Origin of the sequence: Saccharomonospora sp. NB11 (genome assembly GCF_015910535.1) — a bacterium.
Taxonomy (GTDB): domain Bacteria; phylum Actinomycetota; class Actinomycetes; order Mycobacteriales; family Pseudonocardiaceae; genus Saccharomonospora.
On the sequence record NZ_JACBJG010000002.1, the window covers coordinates 170,908 to 188,864 of the forward strand.

The window sequence follows — 17,957 nt, forward strand, 5'->3', positions numbered from 1 at the left end:
AGGGAGGCCCGGATGAGCAGTCCGTACCGTGTCGACTCACCGATCGTGGTCGGTGTCGACGACACGGAGGCAGCCATGCGAGCCGTCCGCTGGGCGGCCATCACGGCGGTGAAGCACCGCGCACCACTACGGCTGGTCCACGCCTCCGGATTCACGGACCCGTACCTGATCGGGTTCACCGTGCCGCCACCGGAGATGTTCCGGGAGGATCTGCAGGAACGACAGCGCCAGGCATTGCGCACCGCCGAGGACATCGCCTCCCGACTCGACGTGCCGTCGGTGGAGGCGACGTTCGTGAGCGACGCGGCGATCCCGTACCTGCTGCACGCCTCCCACCAGGCACGCATGGTGGTCGTCGGGTCGTCGGGCCGGACGGGGCTGGCCGGGCTGATGGTCGGCTCGACCACGCTGGCCCTGGTGTCGCACGCCCACTCGCCCGTGGTGTCGGTGCGGCGCGACTACCCCGACGCCGTCGCCGACGACCGGCGTCCGGTCGTGGTGGGCGTCGACGGCAGCCCGTTGAGCGAACGGGCGGTCACGCACGCGTTCGCCGAGGCGTCGCGGCGCGGCGTGGCGCTCGTCGCCGTGCACACCTGGAGCGACACCTCCACGGCGATGCTGGAGGAGCGGCGATTGCTGACCGACTGGGAACCCATTCACGAGTACGAGACCCGGGTGCTGGCCGAACGACTCGCGGGCTGGCAGGAGGAGTACCCGGACGTCCACGTGGAACGGCACGTGGTGAAGGATCGACCCCGCCACGAGCTGATCGAACGCAGCCGCGAGGCACAGCTCGTCGTCGTGGGAAGCCGGGGCCGGGGCGGGTTCCGTGGCATGCTGCTCGGCTCGACCAGCCAGGCGCTGATCCATCACGCCGCGTGCCCGGTGATGATCGTGCGGCCGGACAAGCACGCCGGAAGCGAGCGGGCGGAGTGATCAGCGCGGGACCAGCAACACCCACACCGGCCCGTCGGCCAGCGGAAGCGCCTGGCCCGACTCCGTCGTGAACCGGGTGCCCTCGGTGGGCGAGGACCGCGACCACGTGCCGTCGAACAGCGACCCGTCACGCAGGAGCGTGGCGTCGCCCGAACCGACCGTGCGGACGACCGGTGACGGCGAACCGCTCGCGTCCTCCACACCGGTGCCCGCCGTCTCCTCGACCTGCTGCACGACAACGGTCGCGGCCCCGACGTCCCCGGTGCCCACGGACGTCACGGGCGAGCCGTTCAAGACCACCCGCCACCGCCCGGTCCCGGGCGAGAACTCGAAGCGGTACTCGTCGCGTCCGACACGCACGACGTGGTCGCTCACCTGTCGGCCACCGGAGGGCGCGTCGCCGCGCGGCAACACCTGGGTCGGTGCCGGGCCGGTGCCCTGCGGAACCGACGGCGGGCGCACGTAGAGGTTGTGGGGGACGGGACGAGCCGGGTCGCGGAAGAACGCGTCCGGCACGTCCCGGGGACGCACGAGCCTGGCGGACGACTCCGCCAGGACGGGCTCGATCTCGGGTGCCGCGCCGGAGAAGACGAGCGTCGGCTCGCCGTACTGGGCGAACAGCTCGACGTCGGCCTCGCGAGCGCTGCGCACCGGGCCGGTCACGTCGGGAATCTGCTCCGAGTAGAGCGCCGCGAGCCGCGTGGAGCCGCCCTCCACCGGCTCGACGTAGACGACGTCGGCGGCGTCCAACCCGGTCTGCGGTCGTGCCGCCTCGACGTTGTCGATCTTGATCACGGTCAGCGGGACCGGCGGTCGGTCGGGAGCGGCGAACTCGGGTCGCGCCTCGTTTCCCGGTGGCGCCGGGCCGGTCGCCCCGTCGTCGCCGTCCGACACCACCAGCCACGTGACGACGCCCAACACGGCGCACAACAGCACGGCCAGCACGACCAGACCACCCCGGCTCAGTCGGGCGGGCACAACCGATCACTCCTTCCAGCTCCGGCGACCCGGGAGGTCGGGCCGCAACACGGCGGCTCCGACCACGCGGCCCGCCGCGAGGTCGGCGAGCGCGCAATCCGCGTCGTCGAGCGAGTACGGGACCGTGGAGACCCGCATACGGTGTCGTCCCGCGATCCGCAGGAACTCGCGCGCGTCCGTGCGAGTGTTCGCGGTGACGCTGCGGAGCTGCCGCTCCTGGAACAGGTGGACGTCGTAGTCCAGCGGTGGAACGTCCGTCAGGTGGATGCCCGCGACCGCCAACGTCCCGCCTCGGTCGAGCGCGGACAACGCCACCGGCACCAGCTCGCCCGCAGGGGCGAACAACACCGCCGAGTCCAGCGGTTCGGGCGGCGGGTCGGCGGGCCCCTGCACCGACGCGGCACCCAGGTCGGTCGCGAGGGCCCGCGCCCCCGCTCCCCGCGTCATCACGTGCACGCGTGCTCCCTCGGCCAGCGCCACCTGAGTGGTCAGGTGGGCGCTGCCGCCGAAGCCGTACACGCCGAGCCGACCCCGCGGGGGTAGCTGCGCCCGGCGCAGGGCGCGATAGCCGATGATCCCCGCGCACAACAGCGGCGCCAGCTCGGCGTCGGAGTAGCCGTCCGGCAACGACAGCGCGTAGTCCGCGGGCACGGTGGTGTACTCGGCGTAGCCGCCGTCGGCGTCCCACCCGGTGTACCGGGAGTCCGGGCACAGGTTCTCGTCGCCACGGGCGCAGTACCGACAGCGTCCGCACGTGTGCCGCAGCCACGGCACCCCCACCCGGTCGCCCACCGCGACCGTCCCCCGGTCGACGCCCGTACCCAGCTCCTCGACCACGCCGACGACCTCGTGTCCCGGTACGACGGCCGGTCGCCGGACCGGCAGGTCCCCCTCGGCCACGTGCAGGTCGGTGCGGCACACCCCGCACGCCAGCACCCGCACCAGCAGTTCACCCGGTGCGGGCGTCGGCACGGGTTCGCGATGCGGTGTCAGGGGTCCGGACGTCACCGGACCCGGCCGCGTCACGCGCCATGCCCGCATGCGCACCTCCGAGGTCGCCTCCGTCCGCGTCCTCAGCGTCCCCGCATACCCCGTCCGGGCGAAGGGACTTACGTCCCTCACGGCGACGTGCGGACGACTCTCGCACCCGGCCCGCGACCTGGGCTGCCATGGAGGCGACGTCACAGGAAGGGAGTGTCATGAACCAGCCCGAACGGTCTCACGGTCGCGCGCTCATCCCCGACTTCCGGGACCTGCTCGACATGCTGCCCACGATGAGCGGGCTGCGCCCCGCCCTCGATCTGCACAGCATCAGGGTGGAGGACCGCGTCGAGGGCGACACCTACGTTCTCCGGGCGGAACTACCCGGGATCGACGTGGACAACGACCTCGACATCACCGTCCACAACGGTCTGCTGACGATCGAGGCGGAGCGCGAGGAACGCGAGCTGGAGGGCGGCCGGTCCGAGTTCCGCTACGGTTCGTTCGCCCGCACGGTGGCGCTGCCCACGGGCGCGCGGGAAGACGGGATCGACGCCTCCTACGACGACGGCATCCTCACCGTGCGAGTGCCGCTGACCAAGCCGGAGGAGAACCGGCGTCAGATCCGCGTGCGGCACGACTGACGCGACACCACGGCGGGGGCGGTGTGCACGGCACCGCCCCCGCCGTCGTTCGCCTCATGCGCCCGCCGACGCGGCCGGGGCCTGCTCGTCCACCAGCCACTCGTCGGCGTCGTCCGTCCCCGTCGGTGGGATGACCACCACGGGAACGCTGGCGTGCTTGACGCACGCGCTGCTGACCGAGCCGAGCAACGCGCGGCGTACCCACCGCCCGGACCGCCGTGCCACCACGAGCATGGCGGCGTCCTTCGCGGCCTCGATGAGCCCGACGGCGGGCGTCGCTTCCAGCACCACGGGTTCGATGCGGGGAACGCGTTCCCGCCCTCGGGTGATCTCGGCGATCGTCTCCTCCAACTGCCGCGCGTGCCGCTGTCGGATGCGCTCCACGGGCTGCCACGGTGGTTCCTTCGCCAGATCCACCGCCCACACGTGGACCGCCCGCACCGTGCAGTCGCGGACGAGTGCCTCGTCGAGCGCCCAGTCCAGCGCGGCACGCGCGGCCGACGACCGGTCCACACCAACCACGATCGGCTTGTCCACCGTCCCCGCCATCCACTTCGTCCGTCCCTCACCTGCCTCCACCGCGCTTCCCTCTCCGGTGCGATCCGAAACCCCGCCCGCCGTCTCCGCCGCGAACCCCGAGGTCCGCTCGTTCGGCCGTGTCCCGTGCCCCCCTCGTGGTGAGACCATCCGACGTGACCTGGTGACGAGAGGCCGTCGTGCATGATCGACACTGGACACGTCGAGCCGAGGACAACTGGGGGTGACAGGCATGTCGGTGCCGGGTCCCGTCCGCCGAGACGTTCCGTCGCGCCCTGTCGCGGCCTGGCTGGCGCTGGCCGCCGTCGTGCTCACCGTCGCGGGCGGCTGGTGGCACACCGGCAGTCCCCTCATCGCCGTCGAGTTCCCGTCACCCGACCGTGTCGCCGACGCCGACGCCGTCGCCTCTGCGGCGGCGTGGGGATACGCGCTGATCGTCTGCTACGGGCTCGGCCTGTACCTCGGTACGGCGGCGGCCGGGTGGGTGTGGCGGACGCCGCCCGCGCGCGCGGCCGTCCGATTCGGGCTGACGGCCTCCGTCGTCGCGGTCGTGACACACCTGATCGAGAACACCATCCTGCTGGTCGCGGGCGGCGACGTCGGCGTCGACTCCGTCCTCGCACACTGTGTCACCGCTCTCGCCGTCGCCAAGTACTCCGCCGTCGTGCCCGCCGCACTCGTCGCGGTGACCGGGGCGATCGTGCTGGTGTGGCGGTGCGTCACCCACTCGGCCGCCGTGACCGAGGGCCGCGCCGAACTCGTCCTGGACACGGTCCCGCCCCGCCCCATCGCCGTCGACGACCCACCGCTGCCGGGCCAGACCGACGCGCGCGCGGTCCGCTGGCGGCAGGCGTACAACGTGCCCGACGTCCGCCCGGACGTGATCAGCCAGCGCTGGCACGAGGGTCAACACACCACCGGTTTCTGCCTCTCCGGCGGGGGCATCCGGGCCGCGAGCGTCGCACTGGGAGCCCTGCGGACGCTGCGGGAGGAACTGCTGGACGCGCGCTATCTCGTGTCGGTGTCCGGCGGCGGCTACACGGCCGGAGCGCTGCAGCTCGCCCTCACGGGCGCGGGCGCGCCACCGCCGAACGGCACCGTGGAGCGCGATCCCGAGACCGTGTTCACCGCCGGAACCGCCGAGTTCAACCACGTCCGACGCCACTCCAGCTACCTCGCCGACAGCCCCGGCGAAGTGCTGGCCGCGCTCGGACGTGTCGCACGAGGGCTGGTGCTGTCGCTGGCCGTCCTCTTCGGACCCGCACTCGTGCTCGGCGTGGCGACCGGGTGGCTCTACCAACGGGTTCCGGTGACCCCGTTGTCCTCCGACCCGCTCGCCTTCCCCATGCCCCGGCTGGGCGCGGTCGTGGCGGTCGTCGTGTTCGCCCTCTGCGCATTCCTGTTCAGCCTGCTCACCCAACGCGAACCGCAGCGACGTGGTCCGATCTCCCGGCTCGCCACCGACTTCGCGGTGCTCGCGTGGATCGTGGCGGGCATCGCGATGGTCGTGCCATCGCTGGCCTGGGCCTCGGCGTGGCTGCTCTCGCACACCGACCGGGCCGTGGACGTGGGTGCCTCGGTGGGTGCTCTCGCGCTGACCTACGTGAGTGCGATCTCGGTCATGGCGTGGCGGCACCGGGCGAAGCTGCAACGCCGCTTCGCGTTCCTCCGCCGCGCCACCGCGAAGCCCGCCGCCGTGCCCAACGGCCTCACGCAACGGCTGCTCGTCATCGTCACCACCGGTGTGCTCGCCCTGCTGTGGCTGCTGTTGCTCGGCACGGCCGTGATGACCGAGGGACGCGACGAGGCCCTGTGGACCGCCGCCGCCACGCTGGTGGTGGTCGTCGCGCTCGGCGGGGTGTGCGACGTGTCGTCGCTGAGCCTGCACCCGTTCTACCGCGAACGGCTGGCCCGCGCCTTCGCCGTGCGGGTGGTCCGCCGACACGCGGACGGCCAGAAGGTGGCCGTGCCGTACGACCCGGGCGAGGGCACCACGCTCTCCGCCTACGGCGTCGCCGCCGACGGCGTGCGTTTCCCCGAGGTGGTGTTCGCCGCCGCCGCCAACCTCAAGGGCGAGCACCGCACGCCGCCCGGCCTCGGCGCGGTCTCGTTCACGATAAGTGCGAAGTGGACCGGCGGCCCGGACGTCGGCTGGGTGCGCACCGACGACCTCGAACGCATTTCGAGCGAGCGACTCCGACGCGACCTCACCGTCCAGGGCGCGGTCGCCCTCAGCGGAGCGGCGTTCGCCTCGGCGATGGGTCGGTCGAGCCGCTGGTTCCAGGTGCTGCTCGCGGTGTCGGGCGCGCGGCTGGGCGCGTGGCTGCCGAATCCGGGATTCGTGCGGCAGGCTCGCGAGGCCGCCCGACGCGGCGACTGGGCCTACCCGTGGCTGCCGACAGTGCGCCGTCTGCCGTACCTCGTGCGGGAGGTGTTCAACAGTCACCCGCACCACGACCGGCTGCTGCACGTCAGCGACGGTGCGCACTACGACAACCTCGGGTTGGTCGAGTTGTTCCGCCGCCGCTGCACCCGCATCTACTGCATCGACGCCAGCAACGACCAACCGCCGTCGGCCCGCACACTCGCGGAGGCCCTCGAACTCGCCAGGGAGGAGCTCGGCGTGCACGTCGAGCTGCACGACCCGTGGCGCGCCGACGCGGGCGCGGCGCTCACCGAGCTGCCGGACCATCCCCTCGCCGACCGCATGGCGCTCTCGCCCGTCATCACCGGCACCGTCCACTATCCGCCGGAGAGTGGTCTCGACGAGGGCGTCACCGGGGAGCTCGTCGTGGTGCGCGGCGTGCTGTGGCCGGAGCTGCCGTACGCGCTGCAGTCCTACGCCGTGCACCATCCACAGTTCCCGAACGACAGCACCGGCGACCAGTGGTTCGACCACGGCGAGTTCTCGTCCTACACCGAGCTCGGTGCCCGCATGGGTGAGGCCGTGCGGGCGGCGACCACCGCCTCGCGGCCCGCTTCGCAGCCCGCATCGTCGGCGCGGACGCCGCGGTCGGCGAGGCGGCCGGCGACGGCAAGTGGACCGTCCACCCCCGAGCGAAATTGACCGTTGGCCAACGTCTCGGACCGGGCACTGTAGGCTGTCCACAGCTGGTTCCCGCACCGTCGCAGCGTGTGACATCTCACCGGCGAGGAGGGCTCGACGCCGGCGGGCGGATAGGGCAGGATACTGGCCTCGCCGACCAGCCGGCATGTGATGGGAAGCGACCGTGGAAGGATCTCTCGTGAATTCCCAGACCGCCCAGCTCGACGACCTTCGCCTGGTCGCGCTGCCCAGTGCCATCAAGTGCACGGAGTTGTTCGTCCGGTTCTCCCTGACCGAGTGGTCGCTTCGCGAGCTCTACGACGAGGCAGCGGACGTGGCGCGGCAGCTCGTCGGAGCCGTCGTGGAGCGCACCGACAAGTCCTCCCCCGGCTTCGTCACCGTGCGGTTGAGACTGTCGGGCAATTGCCTCGTCGTCGAGGTCGAGGACGACCAGCTCGACCACATCCACGACGAGGCTCCCGTGATCGAGGGTCGCCCGACCGGGGCGGTCCCGCTGGACGGCCGCGGCAAGCTCGTGTGGTGCGAGGTCCCGCTGCCGGACGGGGTGACGGCGGCGCAGGTGCGCCTCCCGCGCCGCGACGAGCGCAGGGCCCAGGTGGTGCCCGAACCGGCCCCGGGCGACGAGAAGGCCACCCCCGACCCCGGTGTCGTCGACCGCATCCTCGTGAGCCTGCAGAACCGCGAATGGTGACCGCACCGGCGTGTCCGCCTTCCGCGTGCGCGTGTCCGCACCGGACGTCCCCGTGAGGTAGCGCCCCGGCGTCGACCCGGCGGCCTCGCCGCACAGGCGCGACGATGGTGCCATGACGTTCGAATCGATGACGCGGTGGCGTCCCGCCACCGGCGGCACGGCGATCACGCTCGGCGGACGGGCCACGGCCCTGCTCGACCGCGCTCGCGTCTACACGTGCGGCATCACGCCCTACGACACGATGCACCTCGGTCACGCCGCCACGTTCGTCTGGGTGGACACACTGCGACGGGTGCTGCGAGTCCTCGGTGTCGAACCCGTCCTGTGCCGCAACGTGACGGACGTGGACGACGTCATCGACGCGGCGGCCAGGACGGCGGGCGTGCGCTACGACCACTACGCCGCGTTCCAGGAGTTCCGCTTCGACGAGGACATGGCCGCGCTGCGGGTCCCGATGCCGGACCACGAGCCGCGCGCCCACCGCTACGTCGACGCGGTGATCCGGCTGGCGGGTGCGCTCGCCGAGTCCGGGGCGGCGTACGTCCGTGACGGCGGCGTGTACTTCCGGGGCCGACACGTGGTGGCCCGCGCGCAGCTCGACGAGGGGGAAGCGCTGGAGCTGGCCCGCGAGTACGGCGGCAGGCCCGACGACGACACGAAGGACGATCCGTTCGACGTCGCGGTGTGGCAGCCTGCCGAGCCCGGCCACCCGACGTGGGACTCGCCGTGGGGACCGGGACGGCCGGGGTGGCACGCGGAGTGCGTCGCCATGTCCGTGTCGACGTTCGGCCCGTGTGTCGACATCCACGCAGGTGGCGCTGACCTGCGGTTTCCCCATCACGCCTACCACTCGGCGATGGCGGAGGCCTACGCCGGGGTGTCTCCGTACGCGCGGGCGTGGTTCCACGTGGGGACGGTGCTGGCCGACGGCGAGAAGATGTCCAAGTCGCGAGGCAACGACGTGCTCGTCCGGGATCTCCTCCGGGACCACCCCGCTCCGGTGGTGCGGCTGGCGATCATCGACCGGCCGTGGGCACAGCCGTGGGAGTACGCGCCCGGTGTCCTGAACGTCGCCGCGGCGAGGCTGGAGGACCTGCACCAGGCGGCGGGCCGTCGCGGCGGGCACACCGACGACACCGACATCGAGCACATGCGACGCCTGCTCGGGGACGATCTCGACGTGCCCGCCGCGCTCGACGTCGCGATCGAACGCGGCGGCACCGCGGCGCGGGTGTTGACCGCCGCGCTCGGCCTGTCGTGACCCGTCAGTTCACGGGTTCGACGTCGGGGATGCCGTCCTCCGGGGGCGGGGCGTGCTCGGTGGTCGACTCGGTGATCGGTGCGTCGCCGTTGTCGGTGAGCAGCACCGGAGTCAACGCCTCGCTGCCGGTCCCCTCGATCCGCGCGACCCGCACTCCGGACACGCCCGCGTGCGAGTCGGCGGAGTACCGGAACGGCGCGAACGTCGGACCGGCGAACTCGCCACCCACCGTTTCGAGCGCCCGCACGAGTCCCTCGCGGGTCGGGTTCGGCCCGGCGGCCTGGAGTGCCTGCACGAACGTGTAGGCCTGGGCCATCCCGTAGATGCGGTAGTTGGTCAGGTCGCCGTCGCCACCGTGTTCGTCCCACACCCGCTGCCACAACCGCACCCAGGGGTCGTCGGTCTCGTCGACGCCCGCGAGGTACTCGGTCGTGAGCGCCCCGTCGAGCGAACTCGCGTCGTCGACGGCTCCCTCGGAGAACCGGGCGAGCAGCGAACCGACGAGTGCCGCGTCGGACCCCACGTTGCTGTAGACCCACTGCGGCCGGAAGTTCAGCCGTTGGGCGGCCAACTGGCTCAACGCGGTGAACGACGGCACCGTGAACCCGACGACGATCTCCGCGCCGGCGTCCTTCAGGGCGCTGATCTGCGGGGTGATGTCGTTCGTGGTGGGCGCGTAGCGAACCGCCTCGACGATCTGCTCGTCCACGAACGCGCGGATGCCCTTCTCGCCGTCGTCGCCGAAGTCGTCGTCCTGCAGCAGCAGGCCCACCTTCGCGTCGGGGTGGTTCTCGGCGAGGTACCGGCCGAGGATCTTGCCCTCGATCTCGTAGTCGGACTGCCAGCCGAAGGTGTTGGGATAGGTCTCGGGTCGGTTCCACAGCAACGACCCGGACGAGACGAAGAGGTCGGGCACACCGTTGTCGTGCAGGAAGTCGAGCACCGCGCTGTGGGTGGGCGTTCCGAGCCCGCCGACCATCGCGAAGATCTCGTCGCTCAGCACCAGCTCGTTGGTGACCTGGCTCGTGTTGGTCGGGTTGTAGGCGTCGTCCTTGTACAGGTATCGGATCGTGCGGCCGTGGACTCCGCCCTGGTCGTTGACGAAGTCGAAGTACGCCTTCGCCCCGGTGGGGATCTCGCTGTATCCGGGCGCGGCCACACCCGTGAGCGGGAAGTGGGCACCGATGGTGACGGTCTCGGCGGTGACTCCCGGTTCCGCGCCGCCGGACTCCGCCTCGGGTCGCCCGCCCGCTCCGCAGGACGCCAACAGCAGCGCCGCGGCGACTCCGGCCGCCGTCGCGCGCAGCCGGGCCCGACCTCGTTCGGCTCTCATCCCTTGCTCCTTCCGTTTCGGACTCGGTTCCAGACCCGGCGTCCCAGTCCGGCGACTCCGGACGGAGCGGCGAGCATCACGGCGATCAGCACGACTCCGTAGACCAGGGGCGCCAGCTCCGCCGCGCGCTCCGCGTCCAGCCCGAACTCGGTGCCCAGGTCGGTCACCGCGGGCGGGAGGAACACCAACAGCGCGCTGCCCAGCACCGCGCCCCACAGGCTGCCGAGTCCTCCGACGACCACGGCCGTGAGCAGCGACAACGACAGCACGATCGTGAACCCGCTCGGCGCGGTCAACCGCACCACCATCGCCAACACCGACCCGGCGAGCCCGGCGCAGGCCGCGCTGACGACGAACGCCAGCACCCGCGCCCGGCCGAGATGGATGCCCGCGAGCGCGGCGGCGACCTCGTCGTCACGGACGGCCCGCCAGACGCGTCCGTACCGCCCCGCCGTGAGATTGGCGAGCAGCAGGAGCACGAGCAGCAGGGTCGCCCAGGCCACGTAGGCGAGGAACTTCTGGTGTCCCAGCTCCGTGCCGGTGACGAAGTACGCCACGTCGTCGAACCACGTGGCGGGCGTCGGGGTGGGCACGGAAATGCCCGGCTCACCGCCGAGGATGCGGTCGAAGTGCAGGGCGAGTCCCGGAAGCCCCACTGCGAGTGCCAGCGTGGCCCCGGCCAGGTACGGTCCCGCGAGCCGGGCGGCGGCCGCGCCGACGACGATCCCGACGAGCGCGGTGAACACCATGGCGGCCAGCATCGCGACCCCGAACGGCATCGAGCCCTCCCGGAGCACCAGTGCCGTCGTGTAGGCGCCCACGGCCATGAGCGCGCCGTGTCCCAGGGAAATCTGGCCGTTGAGCCCGGTGAGGACGGTCAGTCCGGCGGCGGCGATCGCGTAGTAGGCCACGGAGGCGAGCTGGGCGTGGCGGAACGCGTCGACGTTCTCGAACACGAGCACGACGACCACCAGCGCGATCGCACTCGCGAGCAGGTGGCGCGCGGGAGGCGACGCCGGGACCCACCACCGCCGGGCCGGTGTCGTCGGAGTCTGCTGACTCATTCAGACCTTCCTCTCGGTCGTGTGGCCGAACAGTCCCCGTGGCCTGGCGAGCAGCACCAGGACCAGGATCACGAGCGCCGCGAGGGCCACCAGCTCACTGCCGAGGTATCCGGACACGTAGGACAGTGCGAGTCCGACGAGGAGCCCGCCCACCACCGCTCCGGGCGGACTGTCGAGCCCACCCAGCACCGCGGCCACGAAACCGAACACGATGACCGGCTCCATGTAGGCGGGGTGGATGAGGCTGCCGCCCGCGATCAGCAGCCCGGCGAGCGACCCCACCACGGCGGCCAGAGCCCAACCGAGGGTGAGCAGACGGCCGACGCGGACACCGAGCAGCCGGGAGACTTCCTGGTGCAGCGCCGCGGCCCGCATCCGGAGTCCGAGGTCGGTGAGGCGGAACAGGGCGACGAGCGCGAGCATCACCACGAGCACCGCGAGGACGACGAACGTGTCGAAGGGTGTGAACGCCACCGTCGTCCCGCCGACGTCGAAACCGGTGAGGGAGAACGGCGCCGGGAACGACTGGTAGGCGGAGCCGAAGAGGATCGCGGCCAACGCCTGCAACGCGACGAACAGCCCGAGCGTCACGATGACGGCGTTGAGCTCGGGACCGCCCTCGACGGGCCGGATCAGCAGCCGTTCGATCACGGCACCGAGGACGAGGCCCGCGACGAGCGCGACCGCGAAGCCCACCCAGTACGACTGGCCGTTCTCGATGAGCGTCAACGCGACGTACGTGGTGAGCATCGCCATCGCGCCCTGGGCGAAGTTGACCACGCGCGTGGAACGCCAGATGAGCACCAGCGCCAGCGCGAACGCCGCGTAGACGGCGCCTTGGCTGATGCCGTTGAGAGTGAGGTCGACGAATCGCTGCATGCGGGGTCTCTCCCGGGGTCGCGCCGTGTCCGGCTCGGTCGGCGGGTGCGAGGGGGCTTCACAGCCCGAGGTAGGCGTGCCGGAGGTCGTCGTCCTCGGCCAACACCGCGGCGTCGGCACGCGCCACCACCCGGCCCAGGTTCAGCACCACGCCCGTGTCGGCGATGGACAGTGCGCTGCGGGCGTTCTGCTCGACGAGGAGGATCGCCAGGCCCTCGGTGTCCACCAGCTCCCGCAGCACGGCGAAGATGCGGGAGACCACCCGTGGGGCGAGCCCGAGCGACGGTTCGTCCAGCAGCAGGACCTCGGGCGCGGACAACAGGGCGCGGCCGATGACGAGCATCTGTCGTTCGCCCCCGGACAGGGAGTGCGCAGCCTGTTTGCGGCGTCGCTCCAGCGAGGGGAACAGCGTGAGGACGTCGGCGATCGTGGGCGGGGTCCGCCTGGTCGACCGCACGGCCCCGAGCAGAGCGCCGAGCCGGAGGTTCTCCTCCACCGTCAGGTCCGGGATCACCCCGCGGCCCTCGGGGACGTGGGCGATCCCGGCTCTGGCGACCTCCTCGGCGCTCACGTCGGTGAGGTCGACGTCGCCGACGTCGGTGCCGAGGTGCACCCGGCCCGCCTGGGCGGGCAGGAGTCCGGACACCGTCCTCAACAGCGTCGTCTTGCCTGCGCCGTTCGCCCCCAGCACGGCGGTGACCCGTCCGGGCGGTGCCGTCACGTCGACGTCGTCGAGTGCGAGCACCGGACCGTAGCGGGCGGTCAGCCCGCGCACGTGCAGTCCTCGCCCCGTGGGCTCGTGCTGGTCCGTGCCGCTCATGGGCGGGCCTCCTCACCCAGGTACGCCGTGATCACGGCGGGGTCCTCGGCGATCGCGTCCGGGCTGCCCGAGGCGATGACCCGACCGAAGTCGAGGACGGTGATCCGGTCGCAGACCGACATCACGAGATCCATGTGGTGGTCGACGAGCAGCACCGCCATCCGGTCGGACAGCACGCGCACGAGGTCGGCGAGTTCGGTCAGCTCGTCGTGACCGAGCCCGCTCGCGGGCTCGTCGAGCAGCAGCAGGTCGGGTTCCGACACCAACGCGCGAGCCAGGGCGACTCGCTTGCGAACGGGGTACGGCAGGCTCCCGGGCACGGCGTCGGCATAGGCGTGGATGCCGAGTTCCCGCAACACCACCTCGGCCTTCGCCCGCAGGTCCGCCTCGTCGGCGACGGCACGTCGCAGTCCCAGCAACGCCGGGACGAACCCCGTCCGTCGGAACCTGTCGGCGCCGACCATCACGTTGTCGAGCACCGTGAGCCCGTGGAAGAGACCGAGGCCCTGGAGCGTGCGGGCGATGCCGAGGGAGGCCAGCTCGTGCGGTCGCGGTGGGGGCATCCGAGTGCCTCGGATGCGAAGCGTCCCGGTCTCGGGACGCACGAACCCGCAGCAGACGTTGAACAACGTGGTCTTGCCCGCCCCGTTGGGGCCGATCACACCGTGGACCTCTCGCGGTCGCACCGCGATCGAGACGTCCGACAACGCGGTGAGACCACCGAATCGCACCGTGACGCCCCGCAGGTCGAACAGGGTTCCTTCGGCTCGCCCTTCGTCGGTGTCGAGCGTGTGCTCGGTCCGCACGTCCACACCTCCCGCCCGTCGGCCTCGTCGCCGCACCCCGGGCGCCGACTGGCCGGGGCACGCATCAGCCTCGGGCCGACCGCCCAACGGCGGCCATAGGCGCTTCGCCCAGCATTTCGCCGCAGAACTGGGCAGACCGCCCGAAACCGGCAGCACTCGCGACGAACCGGCCCGCCACGTTCCCACTCCGCGGGCGTGACCGGACGTCGGGCGCCCCGCACAGAAGACACGAGCCGGGTTGTGCACGACGCACGGTGGAGCTGGACGCGAGCCCACGTCCCGTGCCATGGTCACTCGGATGACGACGGCAGCACGTCAACCGGCGGACAACGAGGTCTCCACGGCGGCGCGGACAGCCCTGCGCGTGCTCACCACCGTGCTGATGGACGACCTCGACGCTCTCGCCGACCGCCTCACCCTGATGGTGCTCCGAACCGAACCCTCCTACGCCGAGCTGAGCGTGTCGTCGCCCGACGCGCTGCGCGAGAACCTGAAGGCGAACATCGAACGCGGCGTGCAGACGCTCGGCGGGTTCATTCCCGAGGGCGTCGACCCCAACGACACCTCCCGCGAGACCGGCCGCAAACGGGCACGCGAGGGCGTGCCGCTGGAGGCCGTCCTGCACGCCTACCGGCTGGGCGGGCAGGTGATCTGGGAGGGACTGCTGTCGACCTCCCGGGAGCGGTTCCGGGGCCGCTACGACCGGGAACTGCTCGACGCCTCCGGATGGGGGTGGCGGGTGATCGACGCGGGGTCGGCGGCACTCGTGGACGCCTACCGGCTGGAGGAATCCCGGCTGCGCAGCCAGGAACTCAGCCGACGGCACGCCTTTCTCAACGCGCTGCTGGACGGCCGGGGCAAGGACCCGACCGTGGCGCAGGAGGCCGCGACGGTGCTCGGACTGCCGACCTGCGGACCGATGCTGTGCGTGGTCGCCCCGGTCGACAACCCCAGCGACGAACCGCTGCGGTCCCCACGGGACACGCTCGCCACGCACGGTCTCGTCTCGTCCTGGCACGTGCGCCCCTCCGACATCGTGGGGCTCGTCGCGCTCGCCGACCGCACCCCGGCCGACGTCCTGGACGCCCTGCGACCGTCGGTGTGCGGTCGGGTCGGGGCCTCTCCGGTGATCACGACCCTCGGGAAGGTCGGTGAGGCCTACACCCTCGCCCGCACGGCCGCGAAGACACTGCGGGAACCGGGAGTGGCGTTCCTGGACGAGCACCTGCCCGAGGCGCTGCTCGTCGGCAGTCCCGAGTTGACCGGACGGCTCGCGCAGGTGGCGTTCGGCGAGTTGCTGCGGTTGCCCGAACACGAACGCGAGACGCTGCTGACGACGTTGTCCGCGGTCATCGACAACGGCTGTTCACCGACCCGCGCCGCGCAACAGCTCTACTGCCACCGCAACACGGTGATCTACCGCCTGCAGCGCATCGAGTCGGTCACCGGTCGGTCGGTGTCGAACGCTCGTGACCGACTGCTCTTCACCCTGGGCCTGCTCGCCGTGCGGCGCCCCGACACGGACGGCGATCGGGGCGCGACGACGAAGGCCCGCTGACCGGTCCACCTCGTCCGGGCAGGTGAGTCCTCGTCGTCGACACCGCAGGTCAGCGCCTTGGATGGCAGGCTGAGGTGGTGCGGACCTCGACGGCACCCCAGCTTCTCGTCGTCTCCACCGGGACGACGACATTCGACCTGACCACGGTCCGAGAGGCGGTACACCGGGTGTGGCCCGGCGCCGGCGTGACGGCCCGGACCGTACCGCCGGGCGCGCCCGGCCCGACCGGCCGTCGGCTCGGCGGCGTCCTCGACGAGGACCGACCCGATCTCGTGCTCTCCACCCATCCCGCGACGACCGCGGGTCTCGACTGGCTCCGGCGACGTCGCGGGCTGGACCTTCCCGCGGCCTCGTGGGACCCCGGTGACGAGGACGGCCTCGCGCGAGCGTTGCACCGGCTCGCCTTCCCCGAGGTGCGCACCGCGACTCGACGCCTGCCCGCGGCCGACGCCCTGTTCGCACACGTCGAGACTCCCGCCGTCCCGCAACAGGTCGGCACCGTGCTGGTGTTCGAGCCGGGCCCCACCCCGACCGTCGACCAGGCAGCGACCATGCTCGCCACGGTGCCGGGCGCGCTCGGCCGGTTCTCCTCGGCGACGGCATGTCGCGCCACACACTGGTGCGCCGTTCCGGACCGACAGGCGTCCGAACTCGTCGACGCGGTGGTCGCCCCCGACCTGTCCCGCGCGGTGGACGCCTTCTTCTCCGCCCCGCTGCAACCGGCGCATTCCGTGGCCGCCGCACGGGTCGTCACCGGACTCGCCGACGGCCGGAGCGCCGTGCTCGTGAAGCTCCACCACGCGCTCGCCGACGGGATGACGGTCCTGCAGGCGCTGCTGTCCGACACCGACGACGCGGCCCGCCTGTCGTGGGCGAGCCGTCCCGCGTGGCCGATGGGCGGGGTGGGAGTGCCCGGCCTGCGGGGAGGACTCCGGCCCGTGCTGTCGGGCCTGGCCCGGTTGGCCGCGGCGGGCCGCGCGCCGCACGCCGTCACCGACGGGGAGGTGCCCCACGCCGGGCGACATCATGCGCTGGTCCTGCTGCCGGGACGCGCCGTGCGGTCGGCGGCCCGGGCCGCCGACGTGGGGGCGGCGGAGTTCGTGCTCGCCCTCTTCGGCCAGGCTTGGCACGACGTCGGCGCGGCCGGAGGCGGCCGGTTCCGGCTGATGGTCCCGTGGTCGGTGCGCGGCACCGACAGCCTTCGGCTGGCGGGCAACCACACCGGCGCGGTGTCGGTCGACCTGCCCGTCGACCGCATGGACCTGCCCCGTCGGGCGCGCCTCGTCGCCACGGCCCTGCGCTCCCGCACGGACACCGGGGTGCCGGAGGCCGGCAACCTCGTGGTGCAGGCACTCGGCGCTCTGCCACCCGCCCTGCATCGAGCACTCGCCCGGCGGGTCTACCGGCGTGACTGGTTCAACGCCGTGGGCACGGTCATGCCGGGACCTCGACGCGAGGTCCGCTGGCACGACGCCGTCATGTCGGAGGCCTACCCCGTCCTGCCGCTCGCGCCGGGCACCGGACTCGCCTGGGGCGCGCTCACCTGGGGTCCGTGGATCACGGTGTGTGTCACCGTCCGCGCCGATCTCGCCCCGCTCGCGGACTCGCTCACCGACCGGATGACGTCGCTCGTCGCCGACTCCGCCGTGCGGGAGCCGTCGTGATCCTCCCCGAAGCCCGCGTGCTGGTCACCGGCGGATCGTCCGGGATCGGGGCCGCGGCGGTGGCGGCCTTCGCGGCCCGCGGCTGCTCCGTCGTCGCCCTCGGCCGCGATCGCGCCGCACTCGCCGACGTCGCCCGACGCACCGGGGCGACGCCCCACGTGGCCGACCTGACCGACCCCGGCGTGCTCGACACCCTCGCTGCCGACGTGGGCCCGATCGACGTGCTCGTCGCCTCGGCCGGGCTCGGCTGGGCGGGCGACCTGCCCGACATGTCCGCCGAGACGATCGACGAGTTGGTGCGCGTCAACGTGCTCGCCCCGATGCGGGTCACGCACGCCCTGCTGCCCGGCATGGTGCGCCGCCGCCGTGGTCGACTCGTGTTCGTGTCGTCCATCGCCGGGCACATGGCGGTGGACCGGGAAGCCGTCTACTCGGCCACGAAAGCCGCCGTGACCGTCTTCGCCGCGAGCGTGCGCCACGAGGTGGCGCGTCACGGAGTGGGCGTCTCGGTCGTCTCGCCCGGTGTCGTCGACACCCCGTTCCTGGCGCGACGCGGACTCGCCTACACCCGGCGGTTCCCCCGCCCCGTGTCCGCGACGGCCGTGGCCGAGGCGATCCTGCGCGCGGTCGAAAAGGATCACGCGGAGGTGTTCGTGCCGCGGTGGCTGCGGTTCCCCGCCCGGCTGCGGGGCGCCGCACCGCGCCTGACCGACGCCCTGCAACGTCGGTTCGGCTGAG

The 17,957-nt window shown here is 72.3% G+C and carries 16 protein-coding genes; 8 read left to right on the forward strand and 8 right to left on the reverse strand.

Going from position 1 to position 17,957, the window contains the following annotated elements; translation table 11 throughout:
• Window positions 1–12 precede the first annotated feature (12 nt).
• The gene (locus JAV51_RS03120) at window positions 13–936 is read left to right on the forward strand and encodes a universal stress protein (protein WP_197319077.1); all 924 of its coding nucleotides are present in this window, start codon (window positions 13–15) and stop codon (window positions 934–936) included.
• Here JAV51_RS03120 and JAV51_RS03125 read toward each other — a convergent pair whose 3' ends face one another.
• Both JAV51_RS03125 and JAV51_RS03130 read right to left on the reverse strand, forming a co-directional pair.
• Window positions 937–1,914: a DUF3048 domain-containing protein gene (locus JAV51_RS03125; RefSeq protein WP_197319078.1), complete on the reverse strand. Its 978-nt coding sequence runs from the start codon at window positions 1,912–1,914 to the stop codon at window positions 937–939.
• A gap of 6 nt (window positions 1,915–1,920) precedes the next feature.
• Window positions 1,921–2,955: a zinc-binding alcohol dehydrogenase family protein gene (locus tag JAV51_RS03130; protein ID WP_197319079.1), complete on the reverse strand. Its 1,035-nt coding sequence runs from the start codon at window positions 2,953–2,955 to the stop codon at window positions 1,921–1,923.
• A gap of 158 nt (window positions 2,956–3,113) precedes the next feature.
• On the opposite strand from JAV51_RS03130, the gene JAV51_RS03135 reads away from it, so the two are divergent.
• Window positions 3,114–3,539, forward strand: coding sequence for an Hsp20/alpha crystallin family protein (locus JAV51_RS03135; RefSeq protein ID WP_197319080.1), 426 nt, complete (start codon window positions 3,114–3,116; stop codon window positions 3,537–3,539).
• A gap of 54 nt (window positions 3,540–3,593) precedes the next feature.
• On the opposite strand, the gene JAV51_RS03140 is transcribed toward JAV51_RS03135, so the two are convergent.
• Entirely contained in the window at window positions 3,594–4,118 is a 525-nt protein-coding gene (locus tag JAV51_RS03140; RefSeq protein ID WP_307845717.1) for a universal stress protein, read from the reverse strand.
• Between the two features lie 190 nt (window positions 4,119–4,308).
• On the opposite strand from JAV51_RS03140, the gene JAV51_RS03145 reads away from it, so the two are divergent.
• The 3 genes from JAV51_RS03145 to JAV51_RS03155 all read left to right on the forward strand — a co-directional run bounded on the left by JAV51_RS03145 (window position 4,309) and on the right by JAV51_RS03155 (window position 9,095).
• Window positions 4,309–7,143: a patatin-like phospholipase family protein gene (locus tag JAV51_RS03145; protein ID WP_197319081.1), complete on the forward strand. Its 2,835-nt coding sequence runs from the start codon at window positions 4,309–4,311 to the stop codon at window positions 7,141–7,143.
• 178 nt (window positions 7,144–7,321) lie between these two features.
• Window positions 7,322–7,834: an ATP-binding protein gene (locus JAV51_RS03150; RefSeq protein ID WP_197319082.1), complete on the forward strand. Its 513-nt coding sequence runs from the start codon at window positions 7,322–7,324 to the stop codon at window positions 7,832–7,834.
• A gap of 112 nt (window positions 7,835–7,946) precedes the next feature.
• The gene (locus tag JAV51_RS03155; protein WP_197319083.1) at window positions 7,947–9,095 is read left to right on the forward strand and encodes a cysteine--tRNA ligase; all 1,149 of its coding nucleotides are present in this window, start codon (window positions 7,947–7,949) and stop codon (window positions 9,093–9,095) included.
• A 4-nt stretch (window positions 9,096–9,099) separates the two neighbouring features.
• On the opposite strand, the gene JAV51_RS03160 is transcribed toward JAV51_RS03155, so the two are convergent.
• Genes JAV51_RS03160 through JAV51_RS03180 form a run of 5 tightly spaced genes read right to left on the reverse strand, consistent with a single transcriptional unit; the run spans window position 9,100 to window position 13,997 of the window.
• The gene (locus tag JAV51_RS03160; RefSeq protein ID WP_197319084.1) at window positions 9,100–10,428 is read right to left on the reverse strand and encodes an ABC transporter substrate-binding protein; all 1,329 of its coding nucleotides are present in this window, start codon (window positions 10,426–10,428) and stop codon (window positions 9,100–9,102) included.
• The gene (locus tag JAV51_RS03165) at window positions 10,425–11,492 is read right to left on the reverse strand and encodes a branched-chain amino acid ABC transporter permease (protein ID WP_197319085.1); all 1,068 of its coding nucleotides are present in this window, start codon (window positions 11,490–11,492) and stop codon (window positions 10,425–10,427) included. Before JAV51_RS03165 ends, JAV51_RS03160 begins: the two co-directional genes overlap by 4 nt.
• Complete coding sequence (locus tag JAV51_RS03170) at window positions 11,493–12,371, reverse strand: branched-chain amino acid ABC transporter permease (protein ID WP_197319086.1); 879 nt, start codon at window positions 12,369–12,371, stop codon at window positions 11,493–11,495.
• Between the two features lie 58 nt (window positions 12,372–12,429).
• Window positions 12,430–13,191, reverse strand: coding sequence for an ABC transporter ATP-binding protein (locus tag JAV51_RS03175; protein WP_197319087.1), 762 nt, complete (start codon window positions 13,189–13,191; stop codon window positions 12,430–12,432).
• Window positions 13,188–13,997, reverse strand: coding sequence for an ABC transporter ATP-binding protein (locus tag JAV51_RS03180; RefSeq protein ID WP_197319088.1), 810 nt, complete (start codon window positions 13,995–13,997; stop codon window positions 13,188–13,190). Before JAV51_RS03180 ends, JAV51_RS03175 begins: the two co-directional genes overlap by 4 nt.
• Window positions 13,998–14,295: 298 nt before the next feature.
• Here JAV51_RS03180 and JAV51_RS03185 point away from each other — a divergent pair, with 298 nt between their 5' ends.
• The 3 genes from JAV51_RS03185 (at window position 14,296) to JAV51_RS03195 (ending at window position 17,956) form a co-directional block, all read left to right on the forward strand.
• Complete coding sequence (locus JAV51_RS03185; protein ID WP_197319089.1) at window positions 14,296–15,555, forward strand: CdaR family transcriptional regulator; 1,260 nt, start codon at window positions 14,296–14,298, stop codon at window positions 15,553–15,555.
• A gap of 77 nt (window positions 15,556–15,632) precedes the next feature.
• Window positions 15,633–17,219 carry a wax ester/triacylglycerol synthase domain-containing protein gene (locus JAV51_RS03190; protein WP_307845718.1) on the forward strand — a complete coding sequence of 529 codons (1,587 nt, stop codon included), beginning with the start codon at window positions 15,633–15,635 and terminating at the stop codon, window positions 17,217–17,219.
• Complete coding sequence (locus tag JAV51_RS03195) at window positions 17,216–17,956, forward strand: SDR family oxidoreductase (protein ID WP_197319091.1); 741 nt, start codon at window positions 17,216–17,218, stop codon at window positions 17,954–17,956. Before JAV51_RS03190 ends, JAV51_RS03195 begins: the two co-directional genes overlap by 4 nt.
• Window position 17,957 lies beyond the last annotated feature (1 nt).

Coding starts and splice junctions, on each gene's coding strand:
- JAV51_RS03155 (WP_197319083.1), top strand. CDS start 7,947: ATGACGTTCGAATCGATGACGCGGTGGCGTCCCGCCACCGGCGGCACG.
- JAV51_RS03145 (WP_197319081.1), top strand. CDS start 4,309: ATGTCGGTGCCGGGTCCCGTCCGCCGAGACGTTCCGTCGCGCCCTGTC.
- JAV51_RS03170 (WP_197319086.1), bottom strand. CDS start 12,371: ATGCAGCGATTCGTCGACCTCACTCTCAACGGCATCAGCCAAGGCGCC.
- JAV51_RS03130 (WP_197319079.1), bottom strand. CDS start 2,955: ATGCGGGCATGGCGCGTGACGCGGCCGGGTCCGGTGACGTCCGGACCC.
- JAV51_RS03160 (WP_197319084.1), bottom strand. CDS start 10,428: ATGAGAGCCGAACGAGGTCGGGCCCGGCTGCGCGCGACGGCGGCCGGA.
- JAV51_RS03135 (WP_197319080.1), top strand. CDS start 3,114: ATGAACCAGCCCGAACGGTCTCACGGTCGCGCGCTCATCCCCGACTTC.
- JAV51_RS03175 (WP_197319087.1), bottom strand. CDS start 13,191: ATGAGCGGCACGGACCAGCACGAGCCCACGGGGCGAGGACTGCACGTG.
- JAV51_RS03185 (WP_197319089.1), top strand. CDS start 14,296: ATGACGACGGCAGCACGTCAACCGGCGGACAACGAGGTCTCCACGGCG.
- JAV51_RS03120 (WP_197319077.1), top strand. CDS start 13: ATGAGCAGTCCGTACCGTGTCGACTCACCGATCGTGGTCGGTGTCGAC.
- JAV51_RS03165 (WP_197319085.1), bottom strand. CDS start 11,492: ATGAGTCAGCAGACTCCGACGACACCGGCCCGGCGGTGGTGGGTCCCG.